This window comes from Bacillus sp. FSL R9-9497, from assembly GCF_038005805.1.
Classification (GTDB): Bacteria; Bacillota; Bacilli; order Bacillales; family Bacillaceae_G; genus Bacillus_A; species Bacillus_A cereus.
In genome coordinates, this window is sequence record NZ_JBBOTY010000001.1 from 5,217,637 (window position 1) to 5,238,050 (window position 20,414).

Here is a 20,414-nt window from a genome sequence, read left to right on the forward strand (position 1 = left end):
AAACTATCTCACATATAAAGGTCTGATATCATTCTTTATATCAGTATTTTTTTCGACATTTTTTGTCGAATTGTGTATATTTCCACAGAACTGTGTAAATATACATTTTGTTTTACGTTAAACAATTTTACTTTGAACATAATCTTGTTTGTCTGAGAACGCGTATAGAAACGGAGGGATAACAAAAATAAATAGCTTATAACAAATACTTTTAATATTCCATTTGTTCATGTGGAATAAGTCCCCAATGGACAAATGAATGTTCAGAGGAGGAAAAATGAAAAAACTTTTTAATGTATGTTTAATTGTATTCGTACTATTTTCGCAACTTGCTAGTTTTCCATACAATCAAGTAAGAGCGGAAACCTTAACAGGAGATTCCTTATTTGACACTGTTGAAATGAAAGATGCGACGAATCATATTATTGACGAAGCAAAAAATCCTAACAATTTAATAAAGATAGGATCAACCATTCAAGTAGAATACGCTTGGTCAATAAAGGATCAACAAGTTGCACACGCAAATGATACAGCAGTAGTTCAAATACCACTTGCATTAAAAGTATCTAAAGATTTGCAAGGGGATTTAGTAACAGATCAAAAAAATATTGGTCAATATTTTATAACAGCTAAAGATAATAAATTAAAATTAATATTTAATGATCAAGTAGAAAATTTGAAAGACGCTAAAGGAAAAATTAAAGTTGATACCGTGTTTAACTCAACTTTAAAAACTGGGGAAAAATCAGTTCAAATCGCTTTTCCTTTAGGAACAATGGTTCAGCCTATATCAGTTCCTGTTCAAGTAGAAAACTCTAAAGAAGATGGCACCAAACAGGATACTAATAAACAAGCGCAAGATCCAGTAGCTAAACCTGTTACTGACAATCCGGAGCAAGATCCAGCAACTAAAACTGTTACCGATAATCCGAAACAAAACCCAGCAACTAAAACTGTTACCGATAATCCGAAACAAAACCCAGCAGCTAAAACTGCCACTGATAATCCGGAACAAAACCCAGCAGCTAAAACTGCCACTGATAATCTGGAACAAAACCCAGCAGCTAAAATTGCTACTGACAATCCAGAACAAAAGCTATCAAGCGGCCCTGCTGAGAATACAAATTCAGGTCCAAAGCAAATAACAACAAACATTTTAACCGGTGTAAAGTTGACGGATAAAGACGGAAAACCATTTACAGAGGATAACCGTCCAAGTACAGATTCCCCTGCCAATATTGAGTTTACATGGGAACTTTTAAAATCAATGAATGTGAAAAATGGAGATTACTATATTTTTGATCTTCCTAAACATTTTAAGATTTACAATACAATTAACAGTCCTTTATATGATAGTGAAAACCATCAAATTGGTAATTTTACTGTTACAAAAGATGGAAAAGTCACGATGACATTCAACGATTATGTTGAAGAGCATCCAGATGTTGCTGGTAACCTACAATTAAAGACAGAATTTAATAAAGCTGAAATTAAAGGTACAACAACACAAGAAATTCCTTTCCCGATTAAAGATAAGGATGTTTCTATTACAGTTGACTTTAAGCCTAATGTACAAACAGCTACGAATAAAAAAGGATTACCTGATAGACCAATTAATACAAATGAAATTAATTGGAAAGTAGAGATGAACAAAACGCAAGACACCCTTAAAAACGCTATTTTTAAAGATAACATTCCACAAGGTACAAACTTAAATAAAGATTCTATTAAAGTTTATTATTTAGAAGTTGATGTTAATGGGAATGTAACGCGTGGTGCAGAAGCTGAGCCAACAGATTACAATATTATTTCATCAGATGGTTCAAAATTGGAGATTGCTTTCAAAGATTCTATCAATAAAGCATATCAAATCGAATATGCCACAAAAGTTACTGATGAAAATATTAAAAGTTTCCGAAATAACGTTACGATAACGAGTGATAATCAAAAGCAACAAAACGCAGGCTCTACTGTAACGGTTTCTCGTGGTACACACTTAAATAAAACAAGTAAATATGATCCAAAGACGCAAACAATTGAGTGGACAATTACTTACAATGGTGATCAAAGAGAGATCAAAAAAGCAGATGCGATTTTAAAAGATATTTTTGACGATACACACGAACTAGATGCAAATTCTATTGTTGTAAAAAACGCTTCATATAATGAAAAAGGAACGCTTGTAACAGGAGACGCTGTTAATAATTACACTGTAAGTAACAAGAAGAATGGATTCGATTTACAGTTTAATGATGATATTAATAGTGCTTATGTGATTACCTATAAAACCAAGCCAACTAATAAAGTTATAGAAGATGGAAAAGTAAAAAATAAAGTTACAGCTGATAATGATTCAAGTAAAGAAAATGAAGCTAGCTTCAAGCAGCAAAATATTATTAAATCTAATAATAAAGCTGAAACAAATTATAAAGACAAAACAACAACTTGGACAATTATAGTAAATAATAACAACTATCCATTAAACAACGCGATTATTACGGACACCTTTGATCATGGTGGATTACAATTAAAAGATAAGAAACTAGAAATTAAAGACGGAAATTATACCCTTCAAGCTGGGACTGACTATGTTTTAGATGTAACAGATAAAGGCTTCAAAATCACTCTTATAGGTACGTATCAGTCTAATATGACAAAGACATTAGTCGTAAAATATACGACAGACTTTGATTATACAAAGCTAGAAAGTGGTAAAACTTCATTTAAAAATACAGGTAACCTTTCTTGGATAGATACGGATTCTAATCCACAATCAAATAAAGTTGAAGCTAATTTCGATCCTGATACTTTCACAAAGGCAAATGGTTATAAATACGGTTCTTATAACGCCCAAACGAAGGAAATTACTTGGATAATAGGCTTTAACTATAATAATGTCGAGATTAAAGATCCTTATGTTATAGACGTCATACAAGATAAACAAAAGTTAGTGCCTGGATCCATTGAAGTGCGCGATATGATTTTAAATGGAAATCCTGATAATGCACAACCTGGTAATGCTGTACCAACTGAGAAATATGAACTTGAAGAACCTACAGAGGAAAATAAAAACACCCTAAAGGTTCATTTCAAACAATCAATTAATTCGCCTTACTATATTATCTTTAAAACAAGCCTTGATGGTGAACTTATCCAAGGCACCTACAAAAACGAGGCAGATTTAAAAGATGGCTCTAAAATTGTAAACACCCTTACAGGTGACACTCAAGTAAATAAAGGTGGCAGCTTCGTTACTAAAAAAGCTGTGCAAGACGACAACTATATTAATTGGAGTATCGCAATTAACGAAAGCCAATCAACCATTGCAGATGCCGTTGTAACAGATGATCCAACCGAAAATCAGGTAATTGTGGAAGATTCATTCCACTTATATCCTACAACTGTTGATCCATATGGAAATTTAACAAAAGATACAGTAAACGAATTAAAAGAAGGAACAGACTATAAACTCAAAATAACAACAGACAATAATACCGGAAAGCAACATTTCGAAATTGCCTTCTTGAAAAAAATTGATCGAGCTTATATTTTAGAATATCGCTCACTTATTAATGCAGATGATAAAGAAAAAGTAAGTAATAAAGCGAAAATCACAGGCAATAAGTTGACAGTTAAAAACACAGAAACTACTGAAACGATTGAAGTGAGAATGTCTTCTGGTTCAGGCGGAGGATCTGCTACTAAAGGCCGTGGAAACCTTGAAATTATAAAGGTAGATAACGACAATAAGAACGCACTATTAGCTGGGGCAGAATTTACTTTATACGATCGTACAGGTAAAACTGTTATCCGTAAAATTACAACAGACAAAGACGGTATCGCTAAATTTAATAATTTGAAACGCGATAAATATTTATTAAAAGAAACAAAGGCTCCTGAAGGCTATGTAATTAGCTGGGATTTAAAACAAGGGAAAATTGTTGAACTTGGTACACAAGAGACTACAACATATAAACTTGCAAATAAGAAGTTTGTCGGTAAAGTAGTTTTAACAAAGTCTGATGACCTGAATAAAAACGTCACACTGCAAGGTGCCGTTTTCACACTACTTGATAAAGACAAAAAAATAATTTCAGAACACGAAAAATTAACAACAAATGATAAAGGACAAATTACTGTAGATAATTTAAAACCAGGAACTTACTATTTAAAAGAAATAAAGGCTCCTGAGCATTATCAATTAGATGATCGACTTATTGAATTTACAATCGAGGAAGATCAAACAACAGTAATTAATAAAACGGCCCAAAACAGCTTAATTAGAGGCTCAGCTATCCTAACAAAAGTTGATAAAGAGGGTAATACTTTAGAAGGTGCTGTATTTAGTGTACGGGACCAAAATAACAAAAGAATTCCTGGTTATACCAAATTAACGACAAATGGTAACGGACAAATCGAAGCGAAAAATTTACTTCCTGGAGAGTACCAATTTGTTGAAGAGAAAGCACCTGAATATTATGAAATAGATAAAAAACCGCTTAAATTTACAATTGATAAAAGCCAACAGAAAGCACTTACTGTTACCGCGACAAATCACCTCATTAAAGGTGGTGTCACTTTAACGAAAGTCGATGATGTCGATGGCACTGCCCTTGAAGGTGCTGTATTTAAAATTGTCGATGCGAATGACGAGAAACAAGTAATTCGTGAAAATATAAAAACAGGTTCAGATGGAAAAGTTACCGTTAAAGATCTAGAGCCTGGTGTTTATAAATTTATCGAAACAGAAGCTCCTAAGGATTATACGTTAAGTACAAACCCTATCGAGTTTACAATTGATAAAAGCCAACAAGCTCTTGCTACTGTTACGGCAAATAACAGCTTAAAAACGGGCGAAGTTGAATTATTAAAAGTTGATGAGTTTGGTGAGAAAAAACCACTTGAAGGTGCAGTATTCAAGCTTGTCGATACAAATAATAATGACGTTTCCCCTCACACTAACTTAACTACTGATAAACACGGTAAAGTTAAAGTTAGTAACCTACGTCCTGGTACGTATAAATTCATTGAAATAGCTGCTCCTGAACATTACGTTTTACGAGCAGAACCTATTGAATTTACAATCGATAGAAGTCAGAAAGAAACTCTACTTGTGAAAGCTGAAAATGCTTTAAAACCAGGAGATGTTGAATTAACAAAAGTTGATGATGTCGATGGTACAGCTCTTGAAGGTGCTGTATTTAAAATTGTTGATGCAAATGATGAAAAGAAAGTCATTCGCGAAAATATAAAAACTGGTGCGGATGGTAAAGCTATCGCTACTGGCTTACGCCCTGGCGATTATCAATTTATCGAAGTAACAGCACCGAAGTATTACGACAAAAATACAAAACCAATTAAATTTACGATTACAGAAAGTCAAACAACTCAGGCTACTGTTACCGCTAAAAACAGCTTAACAAAAGGCGGTATTGAGTTAACAAAAGTGAATGCTGCAGATGAAAAGGAAACACTTGAAGGTGCAGTATTTAAAATCGTTAATAGAGATACTAATGAAGATGTTCGTACGGACCTTGTTACGAATAGTAACGGAATGCTAGTTGTAGATGACTTACGTCCTGGTAACTATAAACTTATCGAAACAAAGGCTCCAACTTATTACGATGTAAATGTAGAACCAATTGAATTTACAATCGAAAAAGGACAACAAAAACTCCTTCCACTTACATTTAAAAATAGTTTAACGAAAGGAAAAGTTAAACTTATTAAAGAAGATGATGTGGAAAGTAGTAAAGCTCTTGCCGGCGCTGTATTCACATTGCAAGACGCAACTGGCAAAGAAATTATGAAAGATTTAACAACAGATGATCACGGAGTATTAGTTATTCCTGATTTAGCACCAGGGGATTATCAATTTATCGAAACAAAAGCCCCTGAACATTATAAATTAGACAAAACACCTATTAAGTTCACAATTAAAAAAGGTAGTAAGGAAGATCTTCCTATCCCTGTTACTGTAAAAAATAGTTTACTTACAGGTGGCGTCACTTTAACAAAAGTTGATGATGTTGATGGCACTACTCTTGAAGGTGCAGAATTTATAATCGTTGACGCTCATGATACTAAAAAGGTAATTAGAAAAGGTTTAACGACTGATAAAAACGGTAAAATTACTGCTTCTGATTTACGTCCTGGAGACTATCAATTTATTGAAGTAAAAGCTCCAAAAGACTATACCTTAAGCAAAGATCCTATTCCGTTCACTATCGAAAAAAGTCAAAAAGAGAATATTACTGTTACCGCTACTAACAGTTTAAAGAAAGGTGCAGTAACATTAACAAAAATTGATGACATCGATCGTACGATGCTCGAAGGTGCAATCTTTAAGATTGTTGATATGAATGGTAAGGAAGTTCATACGAATCTTGTTACTGATAAAAACGGAAAAATTTCTGTTTCTGATTTACACCCTGGAGACTATCAGTTCATTGAAACAAAAGCTCCTGAGCACTATGTATTAGATGAAACAACGATTCCATTTACAATTGAAAGAAGTCAAGCGAAAGAGATCAATGTTACAGGCAAAAATGCTTTGAAAAAAGGTAGCGTTGAACTAACAAAGATTGACGATATTGATATAAATACAAAACTTTCTAACGCCGTATTTAATTTATTAGATGCAGACGGTGAGCTAGTTGAAGAAGGCTTAAAAACAAATGCTGAAGGTAAAATTGTTGTTGAAAATCTACGTCCTGGTACGTATCAATTCGTTGAAACAATTGCTCCTGAACATTACGATTTAGATAAAAAACCTATCGTATTTACAATTAAAAAGAGCCAAACTGAAACTCTTCATATCACTGCTACAAATGCTTTAACAAAGGGTGCAGTTAAACTTTCTAAAGTAGACGATATTGATGGCACTGTTCTTAAAGATGCAGTATTTAAAATTGTTAATATGAACGGTGATGTAGTTCATAAAGACCTTGTTACAAATGAACAAGGAATAATCGAAATTAACGACCTACGTCCTGGTGATTACCAATTCATCGAAACGAAAGCTCCTAAGCATTACGTTTTAGATGAAACACCAATCAAATTCACTATTGAAAAAGGACAGAAGAAAGTTATTTCTTTAACTGCTACAAATAGCTTAAAACAAGGTAGTATCGAATTACTTAAAGTTGATGATTTAAACACTCAAACAAAACTTGCCGATGCGGTATTTAATTTACTAGATCAAGATGGCAAAGTACTTAAAACAGATTTAAAAACAAACAGTGAAGGTAAAATCGTTATCGAAAACTTACGTCCTGGTACGTATCAATTCGTTGAAATAACGGCTCCTGAACACTATGATTTAGACAAAAAACCAATTATATTTACAATTGAAAAAAGCCAAAAAGATATTGCTACCGTTACTATGAAAAATAGTTTAACAAAAGGCGGCGTAGAACTTTCTAAAGTGGATGACGTCGATGGCACTACTCTTGAAGGCGCAGTATTTAAAATTGTGGATATGAATGGCACTGTAATTCGCAAAGATCTTGTTACCAATCAACAAGGTAAAATTAGCGTTTCTGACCTACGTCCTGGTGATTATCAATTCATCGAGACAACGGCTCCGAAACACTATGATTTAAACAAAGAGCCAATTCCATTCACAATCACAAAGAGCCAAGCTGATCCTATCTCCGTTACAGCTACAAATAGCTTAACGAAAGGGACTGTGGAACTTTCTAAAGTAGATGATGTAGATGGTACTGCTCTTAAAGATGCGATATTTAAAATTACTGATATGAATGGTAACGACATTCGCACTGAACTTACAACAGATGTACATGGAAAAATTTCTGTTTCTGATTTACGTCCTGGGGACTATCAGTTTATTGAAACGAAAGCTCCTGAACACTATAAATTAGATAGTACACCTATTAAGTTTACAATTAAGAAAAGCCAAAAAGAAAAGCTCCAAGTTACTGCTACAAATAGCTTAACTGAGGGTGCTGTAGAATTAATAAAAGTGGATGATATAAATCCAGATACAAAACTTTCCGATGCAGTGTTTAACATCATCGATGCGAAAGGTAAAATTGTTCGCACTGATTTAACTACTGATAAAGATGGGAAGATTTCAGTTTCTGATTTACGTCCGGGAGATTATCAGTTCATTGAAACGAAAGCTCCAACTGGCTATGATTTAAACGTTAAACCAATTCCTTTCACAATTACGAAAGGACAATCTCAGGTTACCTCTGTTACAGCCTTAAATAGTTTAACAACAGGTTCAATTGAGTTAACTAAAGTTGATATTGATCACCACGGAACACTTGAAGGTGCCATTTTCAATATTTTAGACCAAGATGGAAAAGTCATCCGAGAAGGTTTAAAAACAGATCAACACGGAAAAGTAATCGTAAATGATTTGAAACCTGATAATTATCAATTAGTAGAAACAAAGGCTCCTAAAGGCTATCAATTAGATGCATCACCAATAAACTTTACAATTGATAAAGCCCAAGCTACGCCACTACAAATTACAGTTTCAAATAAAAAAATTGAATCTTCTTCAGGTGGAGATGACAAGCCAATTACTCCTCCAAATAAAGAAGAAAATAAAAGCAATGAAATATCTGAGAAACACGAAAACGGAACTTCCGAAGAAACATCGAATAAAACAGATAACAAACAGCAAGATGATCGAAATACGGATAAGTACCTTCCAAATACAGGTCATAAAGAAGACCCTACACAAACAGTAGGTATTGTTCTTCTACTAGCTGGATTATTAAGTATTTTAGCTACAAAACGCAAAAAAAATTATTAATAATTTTTTCACATCCAATCAATCTCTCAATTGATTGGATGTTTTTTTATACAAAAAGGACGATACATAAAGTATCGTCCTTTTAACGGGGTGAGGCTGCCCAAAAGTACGGAAAACCTTTGAACAGCCTCTTATTTTCATATGGATGCCTTACATATATCACTGATAATAATTATGAAATGCGGAAACATAATTACCATCAACTGATTCAAACATGAGAAATGAAACCCTACAGTGGTTCCATTCCTCTACATAATCTAAAGTTTGGGTACACTAGATTCATGCAATGTAGGAGCTTTCAGAGTAGAAAGCGAACCTTCGTTTAAAATGATAGCATACATATCTCCCTCAAAAATATGCAAATATGCATATATCGTTTTTTTATTTCTCAATGTCAGAATATTGAAAAACAAAAGGTGTGAAGGTAAAATAAAGTCATTATCCGTCTTCTTTTGTCAGTCAGAGAGAATAGAAGAATAGGAGAGGAAAAAATGAGAAAATCATTGAAACAAAAAATAGTAAGCTCTTTGCTTGCTGTATCACTTGCTGTTAGCTTAGCTCCAATTGGGCAAGCAAAAGCGGATTCCACGTCAGAGGTTACACAAACTCCATCTATTACAAAACAGATTGATCCAAACCGCGCGATTGAACATGTTCGTTTCTTATCTGAAACAATTGGTCCTCGCCCCGGTGGAACAAAATCCGAAGAATGGGCTTCTCGTTACATTGGTATGCAGCTTAAATCAATGGGCTATGACGTAGAATATCAACCATTTCAGGTGCCCGATCAATACGTTGGATTCATTGAATCACCACTATCAACAAAACGTAATTGGCAAGCTGGTGCTGCTCCTAATGCACTAATTTCTACAGAAGCTGTTACAGCTCCCCTTATCTTTGTTGAAGGTGGGACAAAATTAGAAGATATTCCAAATGAAGTAAACGGTAAAATTGTTTTATTTGAAAGAGGAACGACAGTTACCGACTATAATAAACAAGTTGAAAATGCTGTTAGCAAAGGTGCAAAAGGTGTTCTTTTATACAGTTTAATTGGCGGGCGCGGAAATTATGGACAAACCTTCAATCCCCGCCTAACGAAAAAGCAATCTATCCCTGTCTTTGGTCTTGCTTATGCGCAAGGAAATGCATTTAAAGAAGAAATCGCTAAAAAAGGGACAACAATTCTTTCCCTAAAAGCGAGACATGAATCTAAATTAACATCTCTAAATGTTATCGCCAAAAAGAAACCAAAAAAGAGTACAGGTAATGAAAAAGCAGTCGTTGTAAGCTCGCACTATGATAGTGTTGTCGGAGCACCTGGCGCAAATGATAATGCTTCTGGAACTGGATTAGTATTAGAACTAGCTCGTGCTTTTCAAAATGTAGAAACTGATAAAGAAATTCGCTTTATTACCTTTGGTTCTGAAGAAACTGGATTACTTGGTTCGGATTATTACGTGAATAGTCTATCCCAAAAAGAACGCGACCGTATTTTAGGTGTCTTTAACGCCGACATGGTTGCAACAAATTATGATAAAGCAAAGAATTTATATGCTATGACACCTGATGGCTCTACAAACTTTGTAACAGACGCTGCCTTGCAAGCAGGTAAACAACTAAATAATAACCTCATCCTACAAGGTAAATTCGGTTCTAGTGATCATGTTCCATTTGCTGAAGCTGGTATTCCTGCTGCTCTATTCATTTGGATGGGTGTCGATAGTTGGAATCCATTAATCTATCATATTGAGAAGGTATACCATACACCTCAAGATAACGTATTAGAAAACATTTCACCTGAACGAATGAGAATGGCATTAGACGTTATCGGAACAGGAGTTTATAACTCGCTTCAAAAACCTGTTCCTCAAACTGAACAGAAAGCTGCTTAATCATTTAAAATACCACTGATTTTATCAGTGGTATTTTATTGAGAAAAAATATATATGCATAAAAGCATATTTTATCCTACCCATTATCGTATACAATATTAACTGTAACAAAACTGATTACAACTAATAAGGAGGCTTTTTCTATTATGAAAAAAATGATTTTAGCAGGTGCATTAACTTTAGCAGGAATTACTGGAGCTACTGCGTTTATTCCTGAAACAAAAGTCGCTGCTGCCGCTCAAGAACAAAGCTTTACAAAATTTTATTCTTTGCAAACTGGAGGTAGTTCTGAACAAGAACCTATTTTCCTTCAAAAAGGACAAGAACTAACAATTCATCCTAACAGCAAAACTCCTAGTTACAGTGTTTATGACTCAAATCATAACCTTATTGGACGTTATTCTGATGGTTACGGCCGAATTTTCACTGCAAAAACAGATGGCAATATGTATGTTCAATTTCATGCACCTTACGTTTACTATAGTCCTGTTAGTTTTTCTGTTACTTATACTATTCAATAGAAAAGAGGTCCTTTATAGGACCCTTTTATTTCTCTTCCCAATTCACTTTTACAAATCCATCTTTTACTTTTAATCCGCTTATATTCAATACATATTCTTCATTTGCTTTTAAAGTAACTGTAAAAGTACCTTTTTTCGATTCACAAATTTCCTTTAACTCTTTTATACCTTCTCCTTGTCTTTCATACACACTAAAACATAAGTTTCCTCGTTTTGCATCTGTCTCATAAGAAAATGTCACTTCTGTATCCTTTTCATACTGAAATTCAATATCCTTACCGGCAATATCCCATGATGAGAATTTTGCCTTGTAACTTGTTTTCCCTTGCCTCTCATTTGCTAAATATATATCTCCGGCTCTCCACGCATCATCTAACGTTTGTGCAAAAGTAAAACCACTAAGTAATACAAACATTGTGCTTGCCAATATCGCAACTAATGTTACTTTCTGTTTTTTAACAAAATTCACCTTACATTCTCCTTCAACCTTCTTTTTACTTCTTCTTACCATATATAATAAAAACCCAATAAAGAATGGCAATATAACTGCTAAAATACTCCATCCTTTGCTCATTTGATGTGCTTTAGCATCTGTATATACCCATGACGCAACACATATTAAAAGTGCTATAAAAGCCAAAAACATTGTAATCCCAGCTATCTCAAATACTACAAATGGATTAGCGAACTCTATCATCTAATTTATACTCCTTCTTTAAAAATGACTGTATTACAACATATATCGGAACGTATACGTGCATCATAATCACACTTGCTATCAGCATAGGAATTTTATGATCCAAATGAGTGATAAATTGTTCTATAACAATTGTTAACAAAACAATCCAAATGGCATGAATACTAATTAGCCACCTCTTCTCTAACTTCTGAGCCTTTCGCACACTCTGCTTCGTGTTATTGATTAGCTCTTCGCTTGGAATTATCTCTCCTGCTAAACTGCTCTTTATTTTCTGTTCAAATTTATCTTCCTTCATGAACGAACCCCTCCAAATGTTCTCGCATTTTCTTTTTCCCATAATTAAGCCGATACTTTACCGTACCAATCGGTATATTTAATATTTCACTCATTTCCTTGTAAGAATATTGTTCATAGTAATAGAGTACGAGTACCGTTTTATATTTTTCATTTAATAAATGTATAACTTCCCATATCATTTCCGCTTCTACCTTTTGAATGATTTCCTCTGATATATTCACATCATCTACAAACTCTACTTCTCCACCATCTTCTTTATGAAATAAATCTAATACGCGATCTTTCCATCTTTTCTTCTTGCGGTAAAAGTCATAAAATGTACGAACGCAAATTGTAGTAATCCACTTTTTATAATTATCCACATAAGAAAGTTGGTGCCTTGATGAAAAAACCTTTATCCACGTCTCTTGAAAAATATCTTCCGCATCTTCTTTCGTTTTCGCTAACTTATAGCATAAGGAATATATTTGCTTCTTATATATATCAATTAATTCTTCTATCTTTTCTTCCATCATACGCCTCCTGTCATTTATATAAGACGACGCAAATTCCTCTTTTGTTTGATAAAATTTTATTTTTTTATTATCTCCACATAAAAAGGCAATCACAACATCGTGTGATTGCCTTTTATTTAAAAACGAAAGTCCGCTTCCGTTTTTCTTTATGTCCAGCTCTGCCTCCTAGCCCCTTCTGTCTAAGAACCTTCCCCACTAGAAGATAAAATGCATCTTCTGTGGGAAAGACCCTTAGCCTTCAGGACTAAACAGTCGGCTCCGCTTTTCTTTATTGTCCAGTTCCAGCGGCTAGAATACTCGGTGGCTTCGCGCCTTCCTCCGAGGCAAAGTACGCCTCTCTGTCAGGAGCTCCATCCCCCTCCTATTCTAAACGAGCCGCTTCCGCTTTTCTTCATTACATTTTTTCTGGTGCAGATACTCCTACGATTGCTAATGCATTTTGAAGTGTAGTGCGTACTGCCTTCATTAACTCGTAACGAGCTTTACTTAATTCTAAGTTATCTTGGTTTAATACTTTTTCTGCATTGTAGAAGCTGTGTAATGTTGCTGCTAATTCAAATGCATAGTTTGTAATACGGTGTGGCAGACGTTTTTGTGCTGCATCCGCAACTACAGCTGGGAATTCACCAAGTTTTTTCAGTAACTCTACTTCTTTCTCAGAAGTAACAAGCTTGTAGTTCACATCTCCGCCTGTAGCTAATCCTAACTCTTCACCTTGACGAAGGATACTGCATACACGAGCATGAGCATATTGTGCATAGTATACTGGGTTTTCATTAGATTTTGATACAGCTAAGTCCATATCGAAGTCTAAATGAGAATCACCGCTACGCATTGCGAAGAAGTAACGCATTGCGTCCACGCCTACTTCTTCCATAAGCTCACGAAGTGTAACTGCTTTACCCGTACGCTTACTCATCTTCATTTTTTCACCGTTTTGATACAGTTGTACCATTTGGATGATTTCTACTTCAAGTGTTTCTTTATCGTAACCAAGTGCTTGAATAGCAGCCTTCATACGAGGAATGTAACCGTGGTGGTCAGCACCCCAAATATTGATTAACTTATCAAAACCACGCTCTAATTTATCACGGTGATACGCGATATCTGGCGTTAAGTATGTGTAAGAACCATCGTTTTTAATTAATACACGGTTTTTATCGTCACCGTAAGTCATTGAACGGAACCAAGTTGCTCCATCTTCTTCAAAGATCTCTTCGCGCTCTTTTAATACGGCAAGAGCTTGATCGATTTTTCCGTTTTTGTATAGTGATGTTTCTGAGAACCATACATCAAATTTAACACGGAAGCTTTCTAAGTCTTTTTGAAGTTTTGCTAATTCATATTTTAAACCGTACTCACGGTAGAATTCATAGCTTTCTTTTTCATCAGCTTTCGCATAACGATCGCCGAATTCTTCAGCTAAACGTTTACCGATTCCAATGATATCCGCACCATGGTAACCGTCTTCTGGCATTTCTTTATCTAAGCCTAAAGCTTGCATGTAACGAGCTTCAACAGAAAGAGCTAAGTTATGAATTTGGTTACCAGCATCATTAATGTAGTACTCACGAGATACATCGTAGCCTGCTTTTGCTAATAGGTTACATAAAGTATCACCTACTGCCGCACCACGTGCATGCCCTAAGTGAAGGTCACCTGTTGGATTCGCAGATACGAACTCAACTTGTACTTTTTCACCTTTACCAGTATTCGTTTCACCGTAAGCTTCACCAGCGTTTACGATTGTTGGAATTAAATCTGTTAAGTAGCTATTATCCATATAGAAGTTAATAAAACCAGGACCAGCGATTTCGATTTTTTCAATAGAAGCTTTTGCTTTATCGAAATTTGCAACTAGTTCTTCTGCAATCATACGAGGTGCTTTTTTCGCAACGCGTGCAAGTTGCATTGCCATATTTGTAGAGAAGTCACCATTTGTTTTATCTTTTGGAGATTCTAATACAACGTTTGGAATCTGTTCTTCTGTCGCTAATTCTGCCTTTAATACAGCAGCCTGAATTTCTTCTTTAATCAATCCTTTTACTTGTTCTAAGGAATTCATTATTTTGCCTCCTTCAAATTAATTGTAATAGTATATCTGCCAGCTTCTTGTTCACTTAGAAGCAATGCGTAAGTTAAGAAGAGTTGTCCTTTTTTCTTTTCATCCGACCATTTAAAAAGAACGTTATCAGTCTTTGTTTGCAATGCAAACGTACCAAGTTCACTCGTATACGTACCAGTTGTCCATTCACCTTTCACATGCGTCTGACGCATAGAAACAGCACCTGAACGCATAATGAGAACTTGTTCATCTTGAATTTTAATAATTGTTTTCACTTCGCCTTGTTCGTTCGGCTCCTGGAATGTTACATATGTACCTTGACCTTTTACATAGTATTGACCATTTGCTTCAAAAGCAACGGTTTCCTTCCTCGCCCCTTCACGGATTTCTGTTACGAAATGAACGTGTACCGGCAAGCCTGCAAGTTGTTTCTCCACGTCTTGCACACCTTTCAAATGTTATAGATATTAAATACTACTTATAATAAATCACTTTTCCTATCATATCAAAAAAAGACTCTGTCTGTCTGCTGAAAAATCAGGAAAACTCCATTTCAAAAAATAATTCACTTCTACTTTATTTCATATGATAAAATATTTTTTAAATCTAAATATTCTTTCAATTAAAGAGGTGAGTATAGTGATACCAACAAAGTTAAAAAAGGGTGATGAAATACGAGTGATTTCACCATCGTGTAGTTTAAGTATTGTTTCAAATGAAAATAAAAAACTTGCTATAAAAAGATTAACCGACATGGGCTTTCAAGTTACATTCTCAAAATATGCCGATGAGATAGATCGATTTGCTTCCTCTTCTATTTCTTCCCGCATTCAAGACCTCCATAAAGCATTTGGAGACCCTAATGTAAAAGCTATTTTGACGACACTTGGCGGATACAACTCCAATGGTTTATTGAAACATCTCGATTATGATCTAATTCGTAAAAACCCGAAATTTTTCTGTGGTTATTCAGATATTACTGCTTTAAATAATGCAATTTACGCAAAAACAGGGCTCGTTACATATTCAGGACCCCATTTCTCTTCCTTTGGAATGGAGAAAGGGCTCGAGTATACAACCGATTACTTTTTAAAGTGCTTAACTTCTAATGAGCCTATTGAAGTCCTGCCATCTGAAACATGGAGCGATGATTCTTGGTATATAGATCAGGAAAATCGAGAATTTATTAAAAATGAAGGATACGTTTCAATTCAGGAAGGAGAAGCTACGGGAGATATTATCGGTGGCAATATGAGCACATTTAACTTACTGCAAGGCACACCATATATGCCAAATTTAAAGGACAAAATTTTATTTATTGAAGAAGATAGTTTAACTGGAACATCTACTCTTAAAACTTTTGATCGTTATTTACATTCCCTTATGCAGCAGCAAGATTTTGAATACATAAAGGGAATCGTTATAGGAAAGATGCAAAAAGGTGCAGAATGTACGATAGAAGACATTCAAGAAATGATTGCTTCAAAACCTGAACTTGCACATATTCCTATCATTGCAAACGCAAGTTTCGGGCATACAACCCCGATTTTCACTTTCCCAATTGGTGGACGTGCAAAAATTATTTCTAACAAGGAAAAAACATCTATCACTATTTTAACGCCCTAAAAAAGGAGCGAATGAGTCGCTCCTTTTATGGTTTTTCTATTTTTTCCAACGCTTTTTGTGGAATAGATTCTTTCGGGATTTCAGCCCATCCTTTTCCTTGCATACCTTTTGCATAAATTTTTATAAACGCCCCCGTATGCAATTCACGGTTCATCATTCTTTTAATGATCTGTAACTTTCCGTCTTCTGTATACCCTTTAAAAGTATACAAGTATTCTCCGTCTTTTTTCTCACCTTTATCTATAACCGCATAATAATCTTGTATTTCTTTATTTGAAAAGAAGTTGTCTACAAAAGCATGTACACCTTCTGTTTTTGTGTTCAAATAATACGCTGTTCCACCTAGAATAATGGCGAATACAGCTAAAACTTTAATTACCAATTTCATACATGAACCTCCTGTTTGCACTTCTTTCTCACTAGTATTATATCTATACTTGTATTATACGGAAAAGAGCATACTATACTCTATCTAAAAGTCTTACACTTTCCTTACATTATTGTAAGGGATTTTTTCTTACAGCAAGTTCCCAAGAAAAAATTTTTCCGTTTCATACACTTTTATATTATTATTGAATGATACGAATTTTTATTACAAAAATCAAAGGAGACAGTTTTCAAATGGCTATCTTGCAAGGTTTAGCACTATTACTTGTTGTACTTTGTCTATTTACACTTTTTAGTTACCGTGCGCCTTATGGAATGAAGGCGATGGGTGCTTTAGCTAATGCAGCAATCGCAAGTTTTCTTATTGAAGCATTTCACCGTTATATAGGTGGAGAAATGTTTCATAATGACTTTTTACAATCAGTAGGAGAAGCTTCCGGTAGTATGAGCGGTGTCGCAGCAGCGATTTTAGTCGCATTAGCAATCGGTGTTTCCCCCGTATACGCTGTTTTAATTGGTATCGCTACTAGTGGATTCGGTATTTTACCAGGATTTTTCGCTGGATACGTTTGTGCTTTCGTCGTGAAATTTCTCGAAAAGAAATTACCAGCTGGCGTGGAATTTTTAGCAATCCTATTTATCGCTGCACCAATCTCACGCGGAATGGCAATGCTTATGGATCCGCTCGTTAACGCAACACTCGGTAAAATCGGTTCTATGATTTCAGTTGCAACTACAGAAAGTCCTATCATTATGGGTATTATGCTTGGTGGATTAATAACAGTTATTTCTACCTCTCCACTGAGTTCTATGGCACTAACTGCAATGCTTGGATTAACAGGTTTACCAATGGCGATTGGTAGTCTTGCCGTTGCGGCCTCAGCCCCGATGAACTTTATTTTCTTTAAACGATTAAAAATTTGTTCAAAGAAAGATACAATTGCTGTAGCAATCGAGCCTTTAACACAAGCCGATGTTGTCTCAGCAAATCCAATTCCTATCTATATGACAAATTTCGTTGGCGGTGCACTTGCCGGTATTATTACATCGCTATTCCAACTTGTTAATAATGCACCAGGAACAGCATCACCAATTCCAGGTCTTCTTGTCCTATTCGGATTTAATGACGTTATAAAAGTAACGATCGCTGCCGTACTATGTGGAATCGTTACCACTATTGTCGGATACATTGGATCTATTGTGTTCCGTAAATATCCAATCCGCTCTGCTGATGAAATTCGCAGAGTTACTTCGGAAGAGAAGGTTGCATAAAAAAAGAGCTATTCCCATCGATTGAGAATAGCTCTTTTTTGTGTTGCATAATGGTAAATGAAATTATATCGGCGGTTTTTTAAATATATCAGCGCAACTCGAATTATATCGGCGATTTTTTTAATATATCGGCGCAACTCGAATTATATCAGCGATTTTTTTAATATATCGACTTACCGACACATAACGACAAAATAAGAGCCCTCTAATCATATAGAGGGCTCTTACTTTATCTAGCTGCAGCGGCTAGAATGATCGGTGGCTTCGCTTCTTCCTTCGAGGCAAAAAGCGCTCTACGTCTGAAGCTCCATCCCCCTCACATTCTGAGCGAGCCGCTTCCGCTTTTATTTCACCCAACCGAGCAGCATTTCCCGCACGAATTTGCTTGCTGCGACTGGTGTTTGATCACTATGGTCGTAGACTGGAGCTACTTCTACTAAGTCTGCTCCAACTACATTTATATTTGAATTTGCAATTGCTACGATGGAATCTAATAATTCTTTAGATGTGATACCGCCAGCTTCTAACGTTCCTGTTCCTGGAGCGTGAGCTGGGTCTAATACATCAATGTCGATTGTGACATAGACTGGGCGGCCAGCAAGTTTCGGTAATACTTCTTTTAACGGTTCTAATACGTCAAATTTGTATAAGTTCATACCTACTTCTTTCGCCCATTCAAATTCTTCCTTCATTCCAGAACGAATTCCGAAAGAATATACGTTTTCCGGACCAATTAAATCACACACTTTACGAATTGGTGTAGAGTGGGATAAAGGCTCCCCTTCATACGATTCACGTAAATCAGTATGAGCATCCATGTGGATGATTGCTAAATCCGGATATTTTTTTGCCATTGCCTTAAAAATTGGCCAAGACACTAGGTGCTCACCGCCGAGACCTAGTGGAAACTTATCGGCATCTAAAAGTTTTGATACATACTCTTCAATCATGTCTAAGCTGCGTTGTGCGTTTCCAAATGGTAATGGGATATCACCCGCATCAAAATATTTTACCTCTTCTAGTTCACGATCTAAATACGGGCTATATTCTTCAAGACCGATTGATACTTCACGAATACGTGCAGGGCCAAAACGAGATCCCGGACGGTAACTTACTGTCCAATCCATAGGCATCCCATAAATAACTACCTTTGACTCTTCAAAACTTGGATGACTTTTAATAAATACTTTACCTGAATAAGCTTCATCAAAACGCATATTCTTTTCCTCCTTATGTGGAACTTAAGGTATCCCAACCTTTCACTATTTCTCAAATTTGGAGCGAATTGCTCCTCTTTCTCGATTTACCGGGTCTTCTTTTTAACAATAAGAAGACGATTTTCTCTACAGAAGTGTAAGTAGCTAGCATGTTCAAGTCTTCTGGACAAACACCTTAAATGAGCTACTTACACTTTATTTGTTTGATACAATTCTCTTACTTAATTAAATCGCCAACAAATTTCGGTAATGCGAATGCTGCATTGTGTAATTCTTTTGTGTAGTATTTCGTTTCGATTTCGTGGAAACGCTCTTCACTTACTTCTAGTGGATCATGTTTTTTAGATCCAATTGTGAACGTCCAAAGACCACTTGGGTATGTTGGAATATTAGCTGTGTATAAACGAGTAATTGGGAAAATCTCTTTTACATCTTTAAACACAGTCGTAATTAGTTCTGGTGTAAACCAAGGGTTGTCCGTTTGTGCAACAAAAATACCATCTTCTTTTAACGCTTTAGAGATTCCAGCGTAGAAACCTTTCGTAAATAAGTTTACTGCTGGCCCTACTGGCTCAGTAGAATCTACCATAATTACGTCGTATTCATTTTCGCTTTCTGCGATGTGTAGGAAACCGTCTCCTACTTTTACTTCTACACGCTCATTATCTAATGCACCTGCGATTGATGGTAAGTATTGTTTAGAGTACTCAATTACTTTTCCATCGATTTCAACAAGAGTTGCTTTCTTTACACTTGGGTGTTTTAACACTTCGCGAATAACACCGCCATCGCCGCCGCCAACAACTAATACGTTCTCAGGATTTGGATGTGTAAATAAAGGTACGTGCGCTACCATTTCGTGATAAACGAACTCGTCCTTTTCTGTTGTCATAACCATGCCGTCTAAAATAAGCATGTTTCCGAACTCTTCCGTTTCAACCATATCTAGTTTTTGGAATTCTGTTTGCTCCGTATGTAATGTGCGGTTAATACGCGCCGTAATCCCAAAATGTTTTGTTTGTTTTTCAGTGAACCATAGTTCCATCGTACAATCACGCCTTTCAATGCAAATTTATAATAGGGACATCATTAATGTCCCCTAACAAAAATAAAACAAAACATCCAAAATGTATA

General features: G+C 35.4%; 13 protein-coding genes. 5 read left to right on the top strand and 8 right to left on the bottom strand.

The window, feature by feature from the left end; all coding sequences use genetic code 11:
• Positions 1 to 277: 277 nt before the first annotated feature.
• From MKY21_RS27000 to MKY21_RS27010, 3 genes are all read left to right on the top strand, one after another.
• On the top strand, positions 278 to 8,788 hold the full coding sequence (locus MKY21_RS27000) for a SpaA isopeptide-forming pilin-related protein (protein WP_341077821.1): 8,511 nt from the start codon (positions 278 to 280) through the stop codon (positions 8,786 to 8,788).
• A gap of 491 nt (positions 8,789 to 9,279) precedes the next feature.
• A complete protein-coding gene (locus MKY21_RS27005; RefSeq protein ID WP_001232213.1) occupies positions 9,280 to 10,680 on the top strand; it encodes a M28 family metallopeptidase in 1,401 nt (466 codons plus the stop codon).
• A 146-nt stretch (positions 10,681 to 10,826) separates the two neighbouring features.
• A complete protein-coding gene (locus MKY21_RS27010) occupies positions 10,827 to 11,201 on the top strand; it encodes a hypothetical protein (protein ID WP_000738221.1) in 375 nt (124 codons plus the stop codon).
• Between the two features lie 25 nt (positions 11,202 to 11,226).
• Here MKY21_RS27010 and MKY21_RS27015 read toward each other — a convergent pair whose 3' ends face one another.
• From MKY21_RS27015 to MKY21_RS27035, 5 genes are all read right to left on the bottom strand, one after another.
• The gene (locus tag MKY21_RS27015) at positions 11,227 to 11,898 is read right to left on the bottom strand and encodes a hypothetical protein (RefSeq protein WP_000568890.1); all 672 of its coding nucleotides are present in this window, start codon (positions 11,896 to 11,898) and stop codon (positions 11,227 to 11,229) included.
• Positions 11,882 to 12,196 carry a hypothetical protein gene (locus tag MKY21_RS27020; RefSeq protein ID WP_000656689.1) on the bottom strand — a complete coding sequence of 105 codons (315 nt, stop codon included), beginning with the start codon at positions 12,194 to 12,196 and terminating at the stop codon, positions 11,882 to 11,884. The genes MKY21_RS27015 and MKY21_RS27020 overlap by 17 nt, the downstream gene beginning before the upstream one ends.
• A complete protein-coding gene (locus MKY21_RS27025) occupies positions 12,183 to 12,710 on the bottom strand; it encodes an RNA polymerase sigma factor (RefSeq protein ID WP_000391477.1) in 528 nt (175 codons plus the stop codon). The genes MKY21_RS27020 and MKY21_RS27025 overlap by 14 nt, the downstream gene beginning before the upstream one ends.
• Before the next feature lie 397 nt (positions 12,711 to 13,107).
• Positions 13,108 to 14,778 carry an arginine--tRNA ligase gene (gene argS / locus MKY21_RS27030; protein ID WP_001086447.1) on the bottom strand — a complete coding sequence of 557 codons (1,671 nt, stop codon included), beginning with the start codon at positions 14,776 to 14,778 and terminating at the stop codon, positions 13,108 to 13,110.
• Positions 14,778 to 15,215, bottom strand: coding sequence for a DUF1934 domain-containing protein (locus tag MKY21_RS27035; RefSeq protein WP_000414867.1), 438 nt, complete (start codon positions 15,213 to 15,215; stop codon positions 14,778 to 14,780). The genes argS and MKY21_RS27035 overlap by 1 nt, the downstream gene beginning before the upstream one ends.
• 202 nt (positions 15,216 to 15,417) lie before the next feature.
• Between MKY21_RS27035 and MKY21_RS27040 the strand changes: the two genes are divergently transcribed.
• Complete coding sequence (locus MKY21_RS27040) at positions 15,418 to 16,404, top strand: S66 family peptidase (RefSeq protein ID WP_137074832.1); 987 nt, start codon at positions 15,418 to 15,420, stop codon at positions 16,402 to 16,404.
• Positions 16,405 to 16,429: 25 nt separating this feature from the next.
• Here MKY21_RS27040 and MKY21_RS27045 read toward each other — a convergent pair whose 3' ends face one another.
• Complete coding sequence (locus tag MKY21_RS27045) at positions 16,430 to 16,792, bottom strand: YxeA family protein (protein ID WP_000779920.1); 363 nt, start codon at positions 16,790 to 16,792, stop codon at positions 16,430 to 16,432.
• Positions 16,793 to 17,025: 233 nt separating this feature from the next.
• Between MKY21_RS27045 and MKY21_RS27050 the strand changes: the two genes are divergently transcribed.
• Positions 17,026 to 18,063, top strand: a complete 1,038-nt coding sequence (locus tag MKY21_RS27050; protein ID WP_016118956.1) for a PTS sugar transporter subunit IIC — start codon at positions 17,026 to 17,028, stop codon at positions 18,061 to 18,063.
• A gap of 344 nt (positions 18,064 to 18,407) precedes the next feature.
• Here MKY21_RS27050 and speB read toward each other — a convergent pair whose 3' ends face one another.
• On the bottom strand, positions 18,408 to 19,280 hold the full coding sequence (speB, locus tag MKY21_RS27055) for an agmatinase (protein ID WP_001209831.1): 873 nt from the start codon (positions 19,278 to 19,280) through the stop codon (positions 18,408 to 18,410).
• Positions 19,281 to 19,497: 217 nt separating this feature from the next.
• The gene (gene speE / locus MKY21_RS27060) at positions 19,498 to 20,325 is read right to left on the bottom strand and encodes a polyamine aminopropyltransferase (protein WP_000424696.1); all 828 of its coding nucleotides are present in this window, start codon (positions 20,323 to 20,325) and stop codon (positions 19,498 to 19,500) included.
• Positions 20,326 to 20,414: the final 89 nt, after the last annotated feature.

Coding starts and splice junctions, on each gene's coding strand:
- MKY21_RS27000 (WP_341077821.1), top strand. CDS start 278: ATGAAAAAACTTTTTAATGTATGTTTAATTGTATTCGTACTATTTTCG.
- MKY21_RS27005 (WP_001232213.1), top strand. CDS start 9,280: ATGAGAAAATCATTGAAACAAAAAATAGTAAGCTCTTTGCTTGCTGTA.
- MKY21_RS27010 (WP_000738221.1), top strand. CDS start 10,827: ATGAAAAAAATGATTTTAGCAGGTGCATTAACTTTAGCAGGAATTACT.
- MKY21_RS27015 (WP_000568890.1), bottom strand. CDS start 11,898: ATGATAGAGTTCGCTAATCCATTTGTAGTATTTGAGATAGCTGGGATT.
- MKY21_RS27020 (WP_000656689.1), bottom strand. CDS start 12,196: ATGAAGGAAGATAAATTTGAACAGAAAATAAAGAGCAGTTTAGCAGGA.
- MKY21_RS27025 (WP_000391477.1), bottom strand. CDS start 12,710: ATGGAAGAAAAGATAGAAGAATTAATTGATATATATAAGAAGCAAATA.
- argS (WP_001086447.1), bottom strand. CDS start 14,778: ATGAATTCCTTAGAACAAGTAAAAGGATTGATTAAAGAAGAAATTCAG.
- MKY21_RS27045 (WP_000779920.1), bottom strand. CDS start 16,792: ATGAAATTGGTAATTAAAGTTTTAGCTGTATTCGCCATTATTCTAGGT.
- MKY21_RS27050 (WP_016118956.1), top strand. CDS start 17,026: ATGGCTATCTTGCAAGGTTTAGCACTATTACTTGTTGTACTTTGTCTA.
- speB (WP_001209831.1), bottom strand. CDS start 19,280: ATGCGTTTTGATGAAGCTTATTCAGGTAAAGTATTTATTAAAAGTCAT.
- speE (WP_000424696.1), bottom strand. CDS start 20,325: ATGGAACTATGGTTCACTGAAAAACAAACAAAACATTTTGGGATTACG.